An 18997-nucleotide genomic window follows, 5' to 3' on the forward strand; every position below is an offset into this window, starting at 1 on the left:
AATGCGGGAAAAACGGAAACGCCCTATCACCCTCCGCATGAAGGTGATAGAGCGTCCGTGTTTGAGCGGCAGTAAGTGAGAGAGGGAGCGTCCCCCGGGGCAGGTCAGCGGAGCGGGCGGTGCATCTCCACGAGCTCCTCGTGCCGCGGGCTGTCCGGGTTCATGAGGGAGTGCCGGCGGCCGTAGAAGAAGTAGATGGCCAGGCCGATGACCAGCCAGACGCCGAACCGCAGCCAGGTTTCCCAGTGCAGCTGGAACATCAGGAACGCGGACGCCAGCACGCCGAAGGCGGGAATTACCGGCATGAACGGCAGGCGGAAGGTCCGCGGCGCATCCGGACGCTTGTAACGGAAGATGATCACCGAAAGGCAGACGACGACGAACGCGGCCAGGATGCCGATGTTGGTGAGGTCCGCGACCTCCTTGATCGGGAACACGCCAGCCAGGAAGGCCGAGGCGACGCCGGCGATCCAGGTAACGCGCTGCGGCGTGCCGTGCCTGTCCGTCTTGGCGAACCAGCCGGGCAGCAGGCCGTCGCGGCTCATGGCGAACCACACGCGGGTGACGCCCAGGAGGAAGGTCAGCATCACGGTCAGGATGGACAGCACCGCGAACACCGAAATGATGGTGGCGATGACGGGCAGGCCAACCCCGGTGAAAGCCGAGGCGAATCCGGCCTTGGGGTCAATGTCCTTGTAGTTCTGCATGCCGGTCAGGACCAGGGTGGCGGCCACATAGAGCAGCATGGCGATGATAAGGGACAGGATGATGGCCTTGGGCATGTGCTTTTTGCCGTCGGTGGCCTCCTCGGCCGCGGTGCTCATGGCGTCATAGCCGAAGACGGCGAAGAAGACCGTGGCCGCGCCGGCCAGGACCGGGCCGAAACCGCTGGGCATGAACGGGTTGTAGTTGTTGGTGTCGATATAGAAAACGCCCAGGCCGATGATGAAGAGGATCAGGATCACCTTGATGGCCACGGCGACGAGCTCGAACCGCCCGAAGGCCTTAGTGCCGCGGGAGAGGATCCAGGTGACCAGGAGGCAGACCAGGATGGCCGGGATGTTGACGATGCCGCCCTTGCCCTCGTCCGCCGTCGACGTCATCCAGACGGGCATGTTGATGCCGATGCCGGAGAGGAAGGCGTCAAAGTAACCGGAGATGCCGATGGCCACCACGGCCACAATGGCAATGTATTCCAGCAGCAGGTCCCAACCGATGAACCAGCCGATAATCTCACCCAGCGCCACGTAGCCGTAGGTATAGGCGGAGCCTGCGCGCGGGATCATGCCCGCGAATTCGGCGTAGGACAGCGCCGCGGCCGCCGAGGCCAGGCCGGCAATCAGGAACGAGAACAGCACCGCGGGCCCCACTCCGGGCGTGCCTTCGCTTCCTGCCGCCACCAGTCCCGCGAGGGAAAAGATGCCGACGCCGATAATGCCACCTACGCCAATCGCGGTGAGCTGCCACAGTCCGAGTGACTTGAACAGGCCACTGTGCTTGTTTTCTTCCTCAATGTCGTCAATCGGCTTGCGCCGCATGACTGACTGGCTCATATCTCTAGTGCTCATCAGGAACTCCTGCTTGGGGTGCGACCCCGCCGCGGCACGCCACGAAATGGCTGTGACGGGGGTAACTCGGTCCCAACAGTATGCAAGCCTCCTTGCATTAGATAAAGTGACTACTTCTAACCTATATTCGTTAGTTTCGGTAAGGATTCCCTCATGCTCGACGTCCGCAGGCTCCGGCTGCTCCGCGAATTGAGCATCCGCGGGACGCTGGCGGAGGTGGCGGACGCACTCCAGTACAGCCCGTCGTCGGTGTCCCAGCAGCTGGCCCTGCTGGAAAAGGAAGTGGGCGTCGAACTGCTCCGCAAGACAGGCCGGCGGGTGCAGCTGACGCCGCAGGCGGAGGTGCTGGTGGCGCACACGGCCCAGCTGCTGCAGACCATGGAGCAGGCGGAGGCGGACCTGGCTGCCTCCCTCACCACGGTCACAGGAACGGTCCGGATCGCCGTGTTCCAGTCTGCGGCACTGGCGCTCATGCCGGACACGCTCACCCGGATGTCCGCAGCCTACCCCGAGGTCCGGATCGAGATGATCCAGCGCGAGCCGGAAACCGCACTCCATGAGACCTGGGCGCGGGACTTCGACCTTGTCATCGCCGAGCAGTACCCGGGACACGCCGCGCCGCGCTACCCGGAACTGGACCGCATCAAACTGACCACGGACGCCATCCGGCTTGCCGTACCGCCGGAGTCCGACGGCGTCCCCGCCATCCGCGGGATCGAGGACACCGCGGAACTCGCCTGGGTCATGGAGCCGCGGGGGGCAGCGTCGCGCCACTGGGCGGAACAGGCCTGCCGCAGCGCAGGCTTTGAACCGGACGTGCGCTTTGAAACCGCAGACCTGCAGGCGCAGATCCGGCTTATCGAGTCCGGCAACGCCGTGGCCCTGATGCCGGACCTGGTGTGGACAGGCCGGGGCACCACCGCCAAGCTGCTGGAGCTGCCCGGCAAGCCGCACCGCACGGTGTTCACCTCGGTGCGCCGTTCCAGCGCCAAGCGTCCCGCGATCCTCGCCGCACGGGAAACCCTCGCGGCCGCCGCGGAGGCTGTGGCACGGCAGGCCTGACAGTGTTCCCTGCGTCACTGCGCCCGACCAGGCCCGGCGCTAGACTGGTCCCGTTATGAATCGAACAATGTTCAAGTCCAAAATCCACCGGGCCACCGTCACGCACGCTGACCTGCACTACGTAGGTTCGGTCACCGTTGACCTGGACCTGCTGGAGGCTGCCGACATCCTCCCCGGCGAGCTTGTCTCGATTGTGGACATCACCAACGGTTCACGGCTGGAGACGTACACCATCGCCGGCGAGCGCGGTTCCGGTGTCATCGGCATCAACGGCGCTGCGGCGCACCTGATGCACGAAAACGACCTCGTCATCCTGATCACCTATGCGCAGATGACCACCGAAGAGGCAAAGGCGTACGAGCCCAGGGTGGTCCACGTGGACGAAAACAATAAGGTGGTCCAGCTCGGCAATGACCCCGCCGAGGGCATCACACCCGGCCTCCTGCGCCCGCCGTTCGCACTGAACAACGCCGACTTCTAACCGGAGCGTGGTCTCCGGTACGCTGCCCCGCCGCACCCTGCAGGTTCTTCATTGCTAGGCGTGCTGGCGGGGTTCTTTGTGGTGTGGTGCATCATCCTGGTGGGCTGGTTCGTGGGCCGGCAGAAGGTGCTGGGGGACAACGCCCGGCCGGTGCTGAGTTCCCTCACCTTCTTCGTGGCCAGCCCCGCGCTGCTCTTCGAAACGCTGAGCAAGGCCCGCCTGCAGGAAGTGTTCGCCGCTCCCCTGCTGGTCACGGCGGTGGCTGCCATCGCCACGGCATTACTCTTCTTCACCATCGCCAAATTCTGGCTCAAACGTTCACTGCCGGAATCCCTGATGTCCTCCATGGCTGCCTCGCTGGCCAACTCCGCGAACCTCGGCATCCCCATCGCCGTCTACGTCCTGGGGGACGCGAGCTATGTGGCCCCGCTGCTGATCTTCCAGCTCGCCTTCTTCACCCCGCTGTTCCTGCTGATCCTGGATTCGAGCACCAGTTCGCACCGCACCACTTTCCTGAGCTTCATCTTCATGATCCTGCGGAACCCGATGATCGTGGGCTCCGCGCTCGGCCTGGTGGTTGCCGGCACCGGCTTCAAGGTCCCGGAACTGGTGATGGAACCCATCCACCTGATTGGCGGGGCCGCCATCCCTGCCATGCTGATCGCGTTCGGCATGAGCCTCAACGGGACCCGGCCGCTCCAGGCATCGTCGGAACGCCGGACGGACACACTGCTTGCCAGCGGTTTTAAGCTGGCCGTGCAGCCCGCCCTGGCCTATGTCTTTGCCCGCTTCGCCGTGGGGATGGAAGGGCACGCGCTGTTCGCCGTCGTCGTCACCTCCGCGCTGCCCACCGCCCAGAACGTTTTCGTCGCCGCCAGCCGGTACAAGACGGGACTTACGGTGGCAAAGGACACCGTGCTGATTACCACCGTGGTGGCCGTGCCTGCGATGATCGGCGTCGCGCTGCTGCTCACATGATGGGAGAAAACTGATGGGAAGCATCCTCGACACCGTGGTGATCGGAGGCGGGGCCATGGGCTCGGCCGCCGCGTGGGCATTGTCCCGCCGCGGCCGCCAGGTGACGCTGGTGGAGCAGTTCGGGCCGGGGCACGCCATCGGGGCGTCGCACGGCAGCACCCGGAACCTCAACCCCGGCTACCACCGGCCCGAGTATGTGGCGATGCTGGCCGAAAGCCTCGCGCTGTGGGACGACCTTGAGCAGGAAAGCGGCGACCAGCTGCTGTCACGCACCGGCATCGTCACCCACGGCCCGGAGCCGCTGCTGCCAGGGATTGCCGGCGCCCTCACGCAGGCGGGCATCCGCGCCGAATTCCTCCCCCTCGAGGAAGCGGCAGAGCGGTGGCGCGGGATCCGGTTCGACCAGCAGGTCCTGCACATGCCCGACGGCGGCCAGCTCAACCCCGAAGCCGCGCTTCCCGCCTTCCAGCGGCTGGCGGTTGCACGGGGCGCCGACATCCGGCACCACATCAAGGTGGTCGACTTCCAGGTGATGGACGACGGCGTCCGGCTGGTCCTCGAGTCGGCGTCCGGCACCGAGACGGTCACCGCCGCGCAGGCTGTAGTAACTGCAGGCGGGTGGACCGGGAAACTGCTGGCCGCTGCCGGCGGCGGGGCGCTTCGGATTCCGCGGCTCACCGTCACCCAGGAACAGCCGCTGCACTTCCGGGTTGCGGATGAGGGCGCCGTGTGGCCCGGCTTCAACCACTACCCCGGCACCGGTGCGGAGTACCAGGGCTGGTACTCCCCCGTGTACGGTATGCTGACGCCCGGCGAGGGAGTCAAGGCCGGCTGGCACGGCACGGGACCGGTGGTGGATCCGGACCGCCGGTCCTTCCAGCCGGAACCGGTTCAGCTCGCGGCGCTGCAGGACTACGCCCGGACCTGGCTGCCGGGGGTGGACGCGGATTCCTTCGAGGCGGTCAGCTGCACCTACACCACCACCCCTGACGAGGACTTCATCCTGGACCGGATCGGCCCCGTGGTCATCGGCGCCGGCTTCTCCGGGCACGGCTTCAAGTTCACGCCCGTAATCGGGCGGATCCTGGCGGACCTGGCCACCGGAACCCGGCCCGCGCCGGAGATCTTCCGCGCGTCCCGGTAGCCCGTCGGGCCACTGCTACTTCCTGCCTCCCACCGCATCCAGCAGGCGGGCGCAGCGGATAAAGCCCAAGTGGGAGTAGGCCTGCGGGTGGTTTCCCAGATGGGTCTCGGTGCCGGGATCGTACTCTTCGGGCAGCAGGCCGGTGGGGCCGAACAGGTTCACGAGCTGGTCGAAGAGGTCCCAGGCCTCCTCGATCCGCCCCACTGCCACGTAGGCCTCAATCAGCCACGTGGTGCAAATGTGGAAGCCCCCTTCCAGGCCCGGCAGCCCGTCGTCGTACCTGTAACGGAACACCGTGGGGCCCACCCGCAGCTCGCGCTCGACGGCGGTGACGGTGTCCAGGAAGCGCTGGTCCGCCACGTCCAGCAGCCCGGACAGGCCGATATGGAGGACGGCGGCGTCCAGGTCCGGGCTGTCATAGGACACCGTGTAGGACGAGGCGGACTCGTCCCAGCCTTCCCGGAGGACTTCCTCCCGGATGGCCGTTGCTGTGGGTTCCCACTCGGGAACGGGCACCCTGCCGTGCCGGGCGGCGGTGCGCAGGGCACGGTCAAGGGTCACCCAGCACATGACCTTGGTGTAGACGTGGTGGCGGGGCGCACGACGGGCCTCCCAGATGCCGTGGTCAGGTTCGTGCCAACGCGCCAGCACAGCCGAGGCCATCTGCACCATCAGGTCCCAGTGGCTGTCCGCAAGGTCCCCGTCCCGCTCACTCAGGGCGGAGATCAGTTCGGCGATCGGGCCAAAGACGTCCAGCTGCACCTGGTGGTCGGCGGCGTTTCCGATCCGCACCGGCCGGGACCCCGCATACCCGGGAAGGCTGTCAATCACGGCTTCCGTGGAGAGCGGCGCCCCGGTCACCGAGTACAGCGGATGCAGCCACTCGGGGCCGGGCGCGTGCTCCAGGATCCGCCCCAGCCAGTCCAGGAATCCCGCCGCCTCCCGGGTGGAGCCGAGGTCCACCAGGGCGTTCACGGTCATGGAGCCGTCCCGCAGCCAGCAGTAGCGGTAGTCCCAGTTCCTGGTGCCGCCGATGCCCTCGGGCAGTGAGGTGGTGGGGGCGGCGAGCACGGCGCCGGTGGGTTCGTGGACCAGGGCACGCAGCACCAGCGCGGAGCGGCGGACCAGCGAGGGTTTGACGGACGGCAGGTCCAGTTCCTGCACCCAGCTGCGGGAGTGAAGGGCAACGATGGCACGCCGGTCGATCTCGCCGTCGGAATCCGCCGGCTGCGGCTCGGTGTCACCGCAGCGCAGGTTCAGCACCACCGGCCCGTCCTGCAGGTTGACCACCGCGGTGGCCGTGGCGTGCCGCCCGTCGGACGTGACGGCAAACTGCACGCCCGGCGCGAAAAGGACGATGGGATCCGAGGTGCCCATCACGTGCAGTTCATCACCGCGGGCCTCCATGCTGAAAGGGGCGTTGGCATAGTCCGGCCGAGGGGCGAACACAATCCTGGCGGCACCGCTTCCGGACAGCACCCGGACCAGGCTGGTGATGCCCTCCGGCGCAGGCTCCAGGTAGTCCGTGACCGTCACGTCCGCCCACCGCGTCTCTACGATCATGGTGCTGTCCACGTAGCGTTGGCCCAGCACCTGGGAGGCCTTGACCGGCTCCACCGAAAAGTGGCCGGCCGCGTCTCCGCCGAGGATGTGGGCGAAGAGCGAGCCGGAGTCCGGGAGCGGATGGCTCATCCAGCAGATCTTTGCATCCGGGGTCACCAGGGCCGTGGACGATCCGTTGCCGATCATGGAATGCCGTTCCAGCCCCACGGCATCCTCGCCGAAGAGCCACGCCCGCCGAAGCTCGAACAGGATGGCAAGGACGCGCGCGAAGGACTCGGGATCGCGCAGGCGGTGTGCCGCGCGTGTCTCCCCCGGCCCGACCCGCACTCCCATGTCCGGGCCGCGGAGGGTGGCGATGGCCAGTTCGTCGCTGTAGGCGTCCCCCGCGTACAGGGCGGCGCTCGCTCCCAGCCTGGACCGCAGCGCCTCCAGCGCCTCGGCCTTGGACGGCTCCACCACGGACAGATCCAGGACCGAGCCGTCCACGATGAAGAACAGCCCGTGCGCGCGGGCCACTTCCCGCGCCGTCTCGGTGACGGCCTGCACCACGTCAGCCGTGGCGGGGCGGGTGTGGATGGAAACCGCCACCGGTTTCCGCTCCACCCAGATTCCCTTATGGAATCCCACTGCCTCGTTGACCGCGGTGGTGGCTTTTTGCAGGAGGGCTTCCGTGGCAAGGGGCTGGGCATGCGCAAACCCCATGTCCGCCTCAGCCCCGTGGGAGCCGATGAGGTGCACTTCCGCAGGCAGCCTGGACACGGCGGCCAGGTCGCGGAGGGAGCGGCCGGAAATGACGGCGGCGTGGGTGTTGGGCAGCGCCGCCAGCGCGCGCAGTGCTATCGCCGCGCTGCCCAGCGGAAGGGTCTCGGTGGAAATGCCCTCCGCATCGCACAGGGTTCCGCCGTAGTTGCAGGCCACCAGAAGGCCAGGCACCCGGGCCAGGATCTTGAGTTCGGCCAGCAGCGTGGGGGTCAGCCCGTCGTCGGCGGCCTCTGACTGCACAAAGGACCGGAGCAGCCCCAGCGGCAGGGACCGGGTGAGCAGGGCGGTATCGGCCACGGTCTGGTTCAACGGCGTCGGCATGGTGGCACCCCTTCGGCAGGACACCCGGAAAGGCAGCCGCCGGATGGCCGGAGGTTACCGGGTGGTGCCCCGCTCCGGAGCTGGAAGGATTCCGGAGGGGGCACTCCCCATGGTCCGCCCGGCCGGTTTCACCCGAAAGTCCCCACCATTGCGTATGTGTAAAAGTCCGACGGCGGCGCGGTGCCCCCCCCCCCCGATCAGACCCGGGCCAGTCCCGCAGCCTGTGCCAGCAGCTCGACGGAGCGCAGCCGCTCCGCGGTGCCGGGGCTCTGGTGGGCCACGATGAGCTCATCGGCGTCGGCGTGCCGGCCGAAGCTGTCCAGGTAATCCAGGACGACGTCGGGCGTGCCCACCGCTGAATAGGTCATCATCTGCGAGAGGTGCTGGCCCTGGGGCGAGTCGAGGATCATGTCCGCCTCGTCGTCGGTGAACTCGCGTCCGCCGCCGAAGAAGAGGGAAACCCTGGCGCGCTTGGTGGCCTGCAGCATGGCCTGCGCGTCCGATGCGGAGTCGGCGGCGATGACGTTCACGCCTGCGATGACGTGCGGCGCGTCCAGCTGGGCCGACGGCTTGAACTCCCGCCGGTAGATGGCGACGGCGTCCTGCAGCGCGTTCGGGGCGAAGTGTGACGCGAAGGCGTACGGCAGCCCGAGTTGTGCCGCCAGCCGCGCACCGAACAGGGAGGAGCCCAGGATGTACAGCGGAACGTTGGTGCCCTTGCCGGGTGTGGCTTCCACGCCCTGGATGCGGGTGGGGCCGGTGAGGTAGCCCTGCAGTTCCAGGACGTCCTGGGGGAAGCTGTCCGCGGACATGGGATCCCGGCGCAGGGCCCGCATGGTGTTCTGGTCGCTCCCGGGAGCCCGTCCCAGGCCGAGGTCGATCCGGCCGGGGTGGAGGGTTTCGAGGGTTCCGAACTGCTCGGCAATGGTCAGCGGCGAATGGTTGGGCAGCATGACGCCGCCGGCACCGAGCCTGATGCTCTCGGTGTGGGCGGCTACGTGGGCGATCAGGACACTGGTGGCCGATGAGGCGATGGAGGACATGTTGTGGTGCTCGGCGTACCAGACGCGCCGGTATCCCAGCCGTTCCGCGCTCTGTGCCATGGCCACGCTGCCTGCGAAACTCTCCGCCGCCGTCTGGCCTTTGCCGATGGTTGCCAGGTCGAGGATGGAGAGCGGGAGAGTCACGTGGGGGCCGGCCTTTCGAAGCGTTGCGTAGTTTTGCCCGTCGGGTCGCGGCGGGCACCTTTGGCATAACGACGGCGGGCCCCGGCTTATTTCTGTGACTTGCGGAATACTCAGCAAACTTATGATGTTGCCGCCCTAAAGCAAGCAAGTGGAACAGACAGGAGAAACACCATGGCAAACATCCTGATGGTCGTCTCGGCAGCCGACTCGCTCACCATGAAGGACGGCAGCGAACACCCCACCGGTTTCTGGGCGGAGGAGCTGGTGGTGGCGCACCAGACCCTGCTCGACGCGGGGCACACCGTGCACATCGCCACGCCCGGTGGCCGCAAACCCACCGTGGACCAGGTCAGCCTGGCAGCGGAATCCGCCGGCGGCGAGGAGCGCGCGAAAGGCTTCCGGGACTACCTCGAGTCGATCGACGGCGAGCTGTCGCAGCCGCTGGCGCTGGCCGGCGTCGACCCAACCGCCTATGACGCCGTGGTGATGCCCGGCGGGCACGGGCCCATGGCGGACCTGTACAAGGACCCTGACCTGGGCAGGCTCCTGGCTGCCGCGGACAGGGACGGCAAGATCATCGCGCCGTTCTGCCACGGTCCGGCAGGGCTGCTGAGTGCGACGGGTGACGGCGGCGCGTTCACGTTCAAGGGCCGCCGCCTCACGGTGTTCAGCAACGAGGAGGAGCTGGGCGGCGGCACCGGAGAGAACACTCCATGGCTGGTGGAGGATGCGCTGAAGGAGAAGGGCGCCGTGATTGAGAACGGTCCGGCCTGGAGCTCCAACGTGGTCCGCGACGGCAACCTCATCACGGGGCAGAACCCGCAGTCCAGCGAGGACGTGGCCAAGGAAGTGATCAAGGCTTTGGGCTAGGTCTTCAGGCAAGGAAGTGGCCCGGTCCTAGGACCGGGCCACTTCCGTTCGGCGCACGTCGTTGGGCGCCGGCCTCCCCACCACTTAGACGGCGCAGCCTCCCAGCGCGATCGTTCCGTCGACGGCAGCAATCTGCTTCTGGACGTCACCCAGCTTGGCTGTCAGGGAGTTGACGACCAGCTTTTGGGCAGCAACTGCATCCTTGTTCGCCTTCTTTTGGCCTTCCAGAGTCCGCAGCGTGGTCTGCGCCTCCGTCACCTGCTGGTCCAGGCTGGTCAACTGGTTCTGCAGAGTTTTCAGGTTGGCTTCCACCGCACTGATCTCCCCGTTGAGCTGGTTGAGCTGGTCCGCGAGCGGTGCCACCCGACTTTGCAGGGACAGGATCTCGTTTTCCTTGGCGGTGATCTGGCCATTGAGGTCAGAGACCTGCGCGGCAAGGCTTTCGGCCAGCTTATTGAGGGATTCGACCTGCGTCTCCTGCGCGGCCACGGCACCGTTCGCTGCCGCCAAGAGGCCCTGCAGCTCTGCCAGCTCGGCCTGCAACGCTGACAGCTCCTCTTTCTTGGCATCAACGGCGTTATCCGCTGTGGTGAGCTCGCTCTGTGCTTTCGCCAGGACCTCCTCCTTCTCCGCCAGCAGGGCCCTCTGGTCGGTGGCAGCCTCCTGAGCCTGCTGCGCGTCGGTCACCAGCCCTGGAAGTTCCGCTTCCAGGTCGGCGACCACCTTTTGCTGGGCCGCGACGGCGGCGGCAGCGTCGGAGGCCGCTTGCTCGAGCGTTACAAGTTGGCCGTGAAGGGTGGAAAGTTCGTCCTGCTTGAGCGTCACCGCAGCATTGGCCTGGTCAACTTCTTCCTGCAGGGCCGGAACCTGTCCCTTGAGGTTGGCGATCTCGATCTCTTTGGCGGCCAGCCCTGCGTTAGCTGCATCGAGTGCTGCCTGCAGCGGCGCCGCCTGCTGTTGCAGTGAGCTGCTCTCCGTCTGCTTGGCCAGCAGCTGGGTGTTAAGGGTGTTCACCTGGGTCTGCAGAGTTGTCAGGTCGCCCTGCAGTCCGGAGATCTGTGCGGTCTTGTCTGAGATGAGGCCGTTGACGACGGCCAGCTCGTCCTGCTTAGCCTTGCGCTGATCAAGCAGAGCCTGCTTCTCATCGTTATTGCCCTTGATGGCGGCCATGCGCTTGGTGAGATCGTCAATTTGCAGGTCAAGCGTGGTCTTCCTGGCCTGAAGCGCTGCAAGCTCGTTCTGGGCCGTGGTCAGTTCAGCCTGCTTTGCCGTGACGCTTGCACTCAGCGTGGTGATCTGACCCTGAAGGGTAGCGATCTCCGCGCTGAGGGTGCTGATCCCGGCCGTATTGTCCTCCACTGCTTTCGCGGCTTCCGCGGCAGTGTCTTGCAGGGTTGCCAGCTCAGCCTCAGCCGCTGCTATGGCGTCGTTTTGAGCGCGGAGGGCATCCGTCGCATGGGTAGCCGTCAACTGGAGGGACGCCAGTTGACCCTCGGCCTCGGTTATCTGTGCCTCTTTATCATCAACTGCTGCATCTGCGGCTGTCGCCGTTGCGGCGAGGTCGGCCAGCGTCTGCTCCTCCTCCGCCAACCGCTCCCTCGCAGCGTTCAGCGTCTCACTTGCGGTAGCGCTGTCCGCTTCGAGGACCTCCAGATCCTCCTGGGCCTTGGTGACTTCCAGCTGCGCCGCGTAGACAGCGGCTGACGCCTCTGCCACCGCCGTGGAAAGCGCAGCCAGTTCACCCTCGGCCTGCTGGATCTGGGTTTCCTTGGCGGTCACGGCACTGACGGCATCAGCCGCAGCTTTCTGCAGTCTTTCGAGCTCGGCCCGAGCCGCGGTGAGCTCCTCGCTGTTGGCGGCCTGTTCTGTAACGATTTTGGCTAACTCGGCTTCCAGGCCTTTGACTGAAGCCTCGGCTGCTGCCAGCTCTGCTTGGAGCGGCGAAAGCTCGCTGACAACGCCAGCCCGCTCACTCTGAAGACCAGCGAGGGCAGCTTCGGCTTCCGTAACCTGCGCCGCTGTGTCGGCTTGCTCGGCAAGCAACCGTTCCAGTTCCTGTTTTGCTTCAGCCTCGGCATCAGTGAGTTGCTGCTCCTCGGCTGCAAGCTCAGCCAGCGCCTTGTCAGCAGCGTCAATGCCAGCCGCCAGCTCGGCTTCCTGGGCCGTGAGTTGCGCCTTCTCAGCCTCCAATTTGGCGATGACATCCGCGTTCTTCTTTGCCGCTGCCTTCAGCAGGTTCTCCTGGACCGTCCCGCGGTGGGCGAATTGGTTAACAACGCCGTTGCAGATGCTGGTATTTGACGTGGTTCCTGCAGCAAAGGCCGGCTGGACCAAAACCAGGCCGCTGGTGAGTAGACCCGGCAAGACAACTGCTGCAGCAAGACGGCGGGAGAGGACAGATTTGCTGGGGGAAGTGCGCATGCGAGCTCCTGAGACCATCGGGCGGCCCACGTTGGCCGCTGCCTGCACTAAAGGTAAGTTCCAGCCCCACCGGAGAACACGCGTAATTGGCCACCTGACTTTGACCTTCAAGTACTCGTTTTCCGAAGCGGCCGGGCCGCGCGACTACTTGGTCAAGGCCCAGCCAGGGCACGGAATATGACCGCGCCGGTCTCCCGGTTAACCGCGGTTACTTCCTGCATCCCCGCATTGCGGCGGCCTTTGATTCACCTTCCGGGGCTGCCGGATAGTTGCTCCAACGCATCCGTTTCGTTGCATCACCTACCGACTTTCCAGGGGAAAATCATGACCATTAAGGCCAAGCCCACCGCTGTCGCGGCTCTGACAGCAGCAGCGCTGCTGGGACTGGCAGCCTGCGCAGACCCGGGCGCGACGGCGGCGACGGCACCGAGTCCGGCAAGTACGAGGCCGTACTTGCCAACGTGACCGTGACCGAGGCCCGTAGGGAAAAGTTCGGCTTCGCGACCTACCGCAACGACCTCCTGAGCTTCTATGCGTAGAGCGGGTCCGATATCGGTGAGATCAAGGAAGCTAAGAACGTGGCGGGCAAGCGCAACGTCGTGGGCTCGGGCACCTACCAGGAAGCAATCCTGGTGCGCTGGTACGAGGAGAACAGGCCCAAGAAGTAGGCAGCCTGACGACGAAGGAAACCGGAACATAAGCTGTTAGAGGAGCTGATCCAGTTTCGGCGGAGAAGGGACAGGCGATGGCGGAGACGGATACCACTGACAGCCGCCTGGCGCAGCTGCTGGCCGCGACCGTTCGGCGTGACCCGAACGCCACTATCGAGCTGACGGTGGTCGTTGACGGCACCATCATCTCGGGATCGGCCGTCTCCGAGCAGGCCTGGGAGCGACGGCAGAACGACCAGGTCCGGGCCGGAAGCCCGGAAGTGGCGGACGCTCTTGAGTCTGGGGCGCCGGCATCGGACGAACGTAAGCTGAGCCAGGATCCGTACCTTCACTTTCTCGGCCCTGTGCTTGTTACAGGCGGCCGGAAGGTTTGCCTGCAGGCAACGAGGGTCGATCTTCGGAAAGTCTCCGCCTGGAGTATCGGCCGGATGCCCGCCGACCAGGAATGGCACCGGCCTTCCTACGACTGATCAGGCCTCGACTGATCGCTTCACATGCAACACGATGTGATTTCTAGAATGGCGGAGGTACCGGAGGCTTTGCGGCTGAGGCCGGTTCAGCGGTTTCGGCGCGGCCCGCATCCCTGTCCACTGCGCCGGCGTCTGCGGCACCGGTGCTGTAGGTCCTGCCCAGCGCAGAGCGCCATCGAAGATCGCCGCCATGGGACAAATGCTCATAGCTCCAGGCACCGATGGACTTGAGGGCATGGTGCCTTCGGCACAGCAGTGCCAGGTTCCCCGGCTCGGTGTGCCCACCGTCCTGCCATTCGATGGTGTGGTCCACTTCGCATCCTCGCGCCGGGCGGGCACAACCCGGAAACCGGCACGTGCCGTCCCGGCTGTGCAGGTATCGGAGCAAGGCCTGGGGCGGACGGTAAGCCGTTCGGCCAACTCCCAGGGCCTGGCCCGTGCTGAAGTCGGTAAAAAGACGGTGCCAGTTAGGAGCCAAGGCCGCCAACCTGAGTGCCGTGTCCGCATCAATGGGTCCGTACCCCTGGAGCTCAGCGGTGCGCAGCCCGGTCGCGCCGGCCTCGTGTGCGAAGGGCGCCGCAGCAGGTACGCCGGCGAGAACCTGTCCTACCGGGATGGTTACCACGACTTCGGGGCGGAAGGGCCCGATTCCCTCACTGGATCCGCCCAGAAGCCGGTAGGCCAGTGCATCTGCACGGTACTCCGGCAAGGTTCGTGGTGGTGTGCGGCTTCCGGGAGCGGCGGCAGTACCCGGCACTTGATACGTGTCCGCTTCCGCAGCCCGGGCGCTGGCCAGCCGGGCGTCGCGGTCAAGCCCGTTGAAAATGGGGAGGCCGGCCTCTGCCGGCAGATAGGCGGTAATAGTGCACATGCCGTCCCGCTCAGGCGTGAACCATACACCCCGTTCACGCCGGGCCGATGCCTTCCGGGACGAGAGGCTTTCGGGATGGAGCCGCTCGCGCAGCCGACGCAGGCTGGTCCGCAGTTCGACGGCGGTGCGGAGCCGGCCCTGGCGCGTCCGCGTGCGCAGCAGGGCTATCCGCGAGAATTCGCCATGGTGGGCTGCGGGCAAAGAGCGCGCCTGTTCGAGGATGACTCGTGCATGCGCGGGGGAGATTTTTCCTTCCTCAACCGCTTCGAGGACCTCCCATTGACACGTGGTGAGCTCCACAGCGTCATTCACGGACTGGGCTGCTGATCCTTCCGAAACAGCACAGGCTGTTGCCACCTCCGTAACCGCGAGGGCGTGGGCCTCTTCTCCGCCAAAACGCATGGGCTGGCTGCCATCGCGGGGCGGCATCTCCTCAGCAACCGCTTCTTCGACCCGGGCAACGGCCCGCATCTTCATGGCAGTGGCCCAGGCAATAAGCCGGTCGGCTGACTGTGCCAACCCAAGAGCTTCATCAGCAGTCAGGAAGGAGGGCAGCGGATAGCTGACTTCACCGCCGAGAAGCGGCCCGCCGTCCGCAAACCGGACAGCAGGAAACCAGACGTCGTCAGCTGCCAGTTCCGTCTGCACGTGCGCCCCTTCCCCTTAATGTCCTTGGTGTCCTTTTCCGCTGACTACAGCTTAGGAAGGGGGTCTGACAATTTCGGAGGGACCTACAGAACCTGCTCCCACACCGTGAGTGCAGCCTGATCTTCCCCCGTCAGGGTCGACGACGGTCGCATCCACCCAGGCCGTACGGGCAAGGACACTGCTGCGCCAGGCCAGGACTGACCTCGCCGGTACAGCGGCTCCGGCACTGGCCGCCGCTAAGCTTGCGCCATGGCCAGGAAAACCACAGCAGAGAAGCTTGCCACCATCCAGAAGGGCTACGCCCTGGAAGGCGCCACCATCGAACTGGGGGCTGCCATCATCGACGGCGAGCTGCACAAGGATGCTCCGGTGCGGCTGCCGCTGGCCATGATGAACCGGCACGGGCTGGTTGCAGGGGCGACCGGCACCGGCAAGACCGTCACGCTGCACATGATGGCCGAGCAGCTGTCCACGGCCGGCGTCCCCGTTTTCCTGGCGGATATCAAGGGCGACCTTTCCGGGCTGGCCACGGCGGCAACAGGCAGCGAAAAGCTCAGCGTCCGCACCGAAAGCATCGGCCAGCCCTGGCAGGGCCGGACGTTCCCTGTCGAATTCCTGGCGCTCGGCGGCGACGGCAACGGCGTCCCGGTCCGCGCCACAGTCTCGTCCTTCGGCCCCATCCTGCTCTCGCGCATCATGGAATTGAACGACACGCAGGAGTCCAGCCTGCAGCTGGTGTTCTACTTTGCGGACAAGAACGGCCTGGAACTGGTCGACCTCAAGGACCTGCGGGCCGTCATCCAGTTCCTGACCTCCGCCGAGGGCAAGGACCAGCTGGAGGAACTCGGCGGGCTCTCCAAAGCCACTGCCGGCGTGATCCTGCGGGAACTCGTCAACCTGGAAGCACAAGGGCTGGAGAAGTTCTTCGGCGAACCGGAGTTCGATACCGCCGAGCTGCTGCGCACCGCCCCCGACGGCCGGGGCGTGATCACCTGTCTGGAGCTGCCCACCCTGCAGACCAAGCCCATGCTGTTCTCCACGTTCCTGATGTGGCTGCTGGCCGATCTCTTTGAGGACCTGCCGGAGGCCGGCGACCTGGACAAGCCAAAGCTCGTGTTCTTCCTGGACGAGGCGCACCTGCTGTTCAACGGGGCGTCCAAAGCCTTCCTCGAGGCGATCACCACCACCGTCCGGCTCATCCGGTCCAAGGGCGTGGGCATCTTCTTCGTCACCCAGACCCCCAAGGATGTTCCCGCCGACGTTTTGGGCCAGCTGGCCAACCGGGTGCAGCACGCCTTACGGGCTTTTACCCCGGAGGACGCCAAGGCCCTGAAGGCCACCGTGTCCACGTTCCCGGTCAGCGACTACGACCTTGAGAAGACCCTGACATCAGCCGGCATCGGCGAAGCGGTCATCACCGTCATGAATGACAAAGGCGCCCCTACGCCGGTGGCACATACCCGCCTGCGTGCGCCGGAATCCGTGATGGGTCCCAGCGAGGAAGCCCTGGTCCGGAGCACCGTGGCCGGCTCGGCACTCCTGCCCAAATACGGAACCGCGGTGGACAACCCGTCCGCCTACGAGAAGCTGGCCGGCAAGACCGCCGCACCCACGGGTCCGGCAGCGGAAGTTCCGGGCCCGCTGGACGTGGATGAGGAGGCCCGCCGCATCGAGGAGGAAATCCTGGGCAGGCCGAGCAGCAGGACAAGCAGCAAACCCGCGTCGCGCCGTGACGAGACACCTGTTGAGGCTCCCCGCAGGCAGTCACAGCCCCAGCCCGGTGGCGGGATGATGGACGACCTCGGCGCGGTCCTTGGCGGCGCACTCGGCGGCGGCCTGAAGAGCATGGCCAGGTCCGTCGGTACCCAGCTGGGCCGTGAATTGTTGCGCGGCGTGTTTGGCACGTCGTCCCGGCGCCGCCGCCGCTGACCAAAGCGCTGTCTACGGCGCCCTGACCGGCTGCGCCGTACGCCGCCGTCGGACGTTTTCCCCACGTTTCTGCCCCGGGTAGGGGAGACACCAACTTTAGTGTGCGATCGCACTAACGTTACTGTAAGGAACGTGCAGATGAGTCAAGCGTTGGTGAGGATAGCGGCCGGATGGCTGCTCGGCCTCATGCTTGCCGTGGCCGGAGCCGTCGTTGCAGTGAACCTGGTGAACAACACCGTGGCGAGCCCGCAGCAGCCGGTCCGCGAATATCTGGACGCCCTGCAGGACGGCGACGGCGGCAGGGCGCTGGGGCTGCTGCGCGCCACCGTGCCGCCCAGCAACGCCGCAATGCTGGACGGGACCGGGCTGCAGACCGCGGCGTCCCGCCTCACCAACGTGGAGATCGGCGACCCGCAGGACCGCCCGGGCGACCAGGTGGTGGTGCCGATGGAATACACGATTGACGGCAGCCGCCTCAGCACCGAATTCCTGCTGGAGAAAACCGGCACGGAGTGGATCTTCTTCAACACCTGGGCATTCGTCCCCTCCCGGCTGCCCACGCTGGACATCACCGTAGTCAACGGCAACCAGGCCAACGTCAACGGCGTCCCGGTGAACATGCCCAACGGCCGGAACTCGTTCGCCGTGTTCTACCCCGGCGAGTACGAGGCCGCCCTGAACGGCCAGTACTTCTCCGCCCCCGCCACCCGGGCCACCGTGACGGCCCGCGATGTTCCCGTGGCACCGCTCAACCTGCTGACGCAGGCAACGGGCAGGCTGAAGGAAGACGTGGCGGACAAGGTCAAGGAGTTCCTGGACGGCTGTGCTGCGGAAGCGGGCAAGGAGCAGAAGCTGCAGCCGGACTGCCCGTTCTATTACGCCAGCAACAACCGGGTGCAGGACGGCAGCATCAAGTGGACCGTCACGGAGTATCCCAACGTCTCCATCGAGCCGTTCGACGGACGCTGGGTGGTGGCTCCTCTGGACGGCAAGGCCAAGGTGGAAGCGCTCCAGCAGAACTCCTTCACCGGCATCTGGTACCCCCTCGAGGCAGAGGTGGACTTCAGCTTTACCACCCGCCTGGACGTCTCCGGCGACGCGGTCAAAGTCACCCCGATGCTGAGCTTCTAGCTCGCCTCGCAAGCACCGCCAGCACTTGGGCCACCATGGCATCCGGGTGGTATACAACGTCGGAGTAGTAGTACCGAAGGGCCGTGTAGCCCTGGACCACGGACTCGTTGTTCCGCCGGTGATCCTTCTGGACCTGGTTCCACTCGGCATGGTGCCGGCCATCAAGCTCCACCACCAGCCAGCCGTCCAGCAACAGGTCGACGTAGCCCACCCGCGCCAGGTAGAACTGCGTCTGCACAGAGATGCCTGCCTGCCGAAAATATGTGCGCGCCAGTGTTTCGAGGAGTGAGTCGGATCCCCGGTCCACCCAGTCCAGCACCGCCCTTGCTTTCCCGTTCCGTTTCCCGGGCAGCCGATGGCGCAGGAAGCCGACGGTCATGTCTCCCCTCGATACCGCGCACTCCACCATGACCAGCGACTCCGGGAAGGGCAGACACCGCAGAGCGTGGACCAGCACATCGGCGAGCGCAGCGACCGGACGAAGCCTGGAAGGTGGCAGCAGCAGCCCTGCGTGGTGGACGGCAGGGTCACCCACTGCTGCCTGCCGCTGGTGGTAGACGTGCCGAAGAACCGGAGGCTTCACGCACCAGAGGTTGTAGTACGGCGCGGCGCTGGAACAGGTCAGCAATTCCCGGTTCCGCAGTACGGCAACCAGGTCCGGGGACGCCGTCGGGAGGGCGTAAAGTCCCCGGTCCGGTTGCAGGATGCCTCTACGTACAGCCCGTCTTGCCAGTGGGGGTGCAGCACCCGGAGTCGGCCCTATGTGAAGAACTGGAGGTATCCATCAACGTCACGTCAGGCACGCTTTTGGCTCCACTGCGCACGGCAGGCCGCGCGCAGTCGCGGTTCTTGCGGGGGTACGGCCGCAAAAGGCTGCCTGCCGTGACATCAAGAGACACAGCAGGCAGCCTTTAGCATTA

14 protein-coding genes and 1 pseudogene are annotated in these 18997 nt (G+C 66.0%); 9 read left to right on the plus strand and 6 right to left on the minus strand.

What is annotated here, in order from left to right:
• Positions 1–104 precede the first annotated feature (104 nt).
• On the minus strand, positions 105–1568 hold the full coding sequence (locus ACJJV6_RS06760; protein ID WP_407710225.1) for an amino acid permease: 1464 nt from the start codon (positions 1566–1568) through the stop codon (positions 105–107).
• Positions 1569–1721: 153 nt separating this feature from the next.
• On the opposite strand from ACJJV6_RS06760, the gene ACJJV6_RS06765 reads away from it, so the two are divergent.
• Genes ACJJV6_RS06765 through ACJJV6_RS06780 form a run of 4 tightly spaced genes read left to right on the plus strand, consistent with a single transcriptional unit; the run spans position 1722 to position 5233 of the window.
• Positions 1722–2630 carry a LysR substrate-binding domain-containing protein gene (locus ACJJV6_RS06765; protein WP_009358231.1) on the plus strand — a complete coding sequence of 303 codons (909 nt, stop codon included), beginning with the start codon at positions 1722–1724 and terminating at the stop codon, positions 2628–2630.
• A 55-nt stretch (positions 2631–2685) separates the two neighbouring features.
• Positions 2686–3111, plus strand: a complete 426-nt coding sequence (panD, locus tag ACJJV6_RS06770) for an aspartate 1-decarboxylase (protein ID WP_009358232.1) — start codon at positions 2686–2688, stop codon at positions 3109–3111.
• 51 nt (positions 3112–3162) lie between these two features.
• Entirely contained in the window at positions 3163–4089 is a 927-nt protein-coding gene (locus ACJJV6_RS06775) for an AEC family transporter (RefSeq protein WP_035752904.1), read from the plus strand.
• A 13-nt stretch (positions 4090–4102) separates the two neighbouring features.
• A complete protein-coding gene (locus ACJJV6_RS06780) occupies positions 4103–5233 on the plus strand; it encodes an FAD-dependent oxidoreductase (RefSeq protein WP_354175771.1) in 1131 nt (376 codons plus the stop codon).
• A gap of 15 nt (positions 5234–5248) precedes the next feature.
• On the opposite strand, the gene ACJJV6_RS06785 is transcribed toward ACJJV6_RS06780, so the two are convergent.
• Positions 5249–7879, minus strand: a complete 2631-nt coding sequence (locus ACJJV6_RS06785; protein WP_354175773.1) for a trehalase-like domain-containing protein — start codon at positions 7877–7879, stop codon at positions 5249–5251.
• A 197-nt stretch (positions 7880–8076) separates the two neighbouring features.
• A complete protein-coding gene (locus ACJJV6_RS06790) occupies positions 8077–9066 on the minus strand; it encodes an LLM class flavin-dependent oxidoreductase (protein ID WP_009358234.1) in 990 nt (329 codons plus the stop codon).
• Positions 9067–9237: 171 nt separating this feature from the next.
• On the opposite strand from ACJJV6_RS06790, the gene ACJJV6_RS06795 reads away from it, so the two are divergent.
• Positions 9238–9936, plus strand: coding sequence for a type 1 glutamine amidotransferase domain-containing protein (locus ACJJV6_RS06795; protein WP_009358235.1), 699 nt, complete (start codon positions 9238–9240; stop codon positions 9934–9936).
• Between the two features lie 84 nt (positions 9937–10020).
• Here the strand turns inward: ACJJV6_RS06795 and ACJJV6_RS06800 are convergent, their stop codons facing one another.
• A complete protein-coding gene (locus ACJJV6_RS06800) occupies positions 10021–12357 on the minus strand; it encodes a hypothetical protein (RefSeq protein ID WP_009358236.1) in 2337 nt (778 codons plus the stop codon).
• A 422-nt stretch (positions 12358–12779) separates the two neighbouring features.
• Between ACJJV6_RS06800 and ACJJV6_RS06805 the strand changes: the two are divergent.
• Both ACJJV6_RS06805 and ACJJV6_RS06810 read left to right on the plus strand, forming a co-directional pair.
• Positions 12780–13013 (plus strand): annotated as a pseudogene (locus ACJJV6_RS06805) (ABC transporter substrate-binding protein); the annotation flags it as partial.
• A gap of 89 nt (positions 13014–13102) precedes the next feature.
• Positions 13103–13498 (plus strand): hypothetical protein, encoded by a 396-nt coding sequence (locus ACJJV6_RS06810; RefSeq protein ID WP_354175776.1) that lies wholly within the window; start codon positions 13103–13105, stop codon positions 13496–13498.
• 43 nt (positions 13499–13541) lie between these two features.
• On the opposite strand, the gene ACJJV6_RS06815 is transcribed toward ACJJV6_RS06810, so the two are convergent.
• Positions 13542–15017: an HNH endonuclease signature motif containing protein gene (locus ACJJV6_RS06815; RefSeq protein ID WP_009358238.1), complete on the minus strand. Its 1476-nt coding sequence runs from the start codon at positions 15015–15017 to the stop codon at positions 13542–13544.
• Positions 15018–15266: 249 nt separating this feature from the next.
• Here ACJJV6_RS06815 and ACJJV6_RS06820 point away from each other — a divergent pair, with 249 nt between their 5' ends.
• Together ACJJV6_RS06820 and ACJJV6_RS06825 are read left to right on the plus strand one after the other, a co-directional pair.
• Entirely contained in the window at positions 15267–16946 is a 1680-nt protein-coding gene (locus tag ACJJV6_RS06820; protein ID WP_009358239.1) for a helicase HerA-like domain-containing protein, read from the plus strand.
• Between the two features lie 138 nt (positions 16947–17084).
• Positions 17085–18077, plus strand: coding sequence for a hypothetical protein (locus ACJJV6_RS06825; RefSeq protein ID WP_200859161.1), 993 nt, complete (start codon positions 17085–17087; stop codon positions 18075–18077).
• Here ACJJV6_RS06825 and ACJJV6_RS06830 read toward each other — a convergent pair.
• The gene (locus ACJJV6_RS06830) at positions 18055–18660 is read right to left on the minus strand and encodes an endonuclease domain-containing protein (RefSeq protein WP_235046904.1); all 606 of its coding nucleotides are present in this window, start codon (positions 18658–18660) and stop codon (positions 18055–18057) included. The two genes, ACJJV6_RS06825 and ACJJV6_RS06830, sit on opposite strands and share 23 nt — an antisense overlap.
• Positions 18661–18997: the final 337 nt, after the last annotated feature.

It is taken from the genome of Arthrobacter nitrophenolicus (assembly GCF_045833485.1).
GTDB lineage: Bacteria > Actinomycetota > Actinomycetes > Actinomycetales > Micrococcaceae > Arthrobacter > Arthrobacter nitrophenolicus.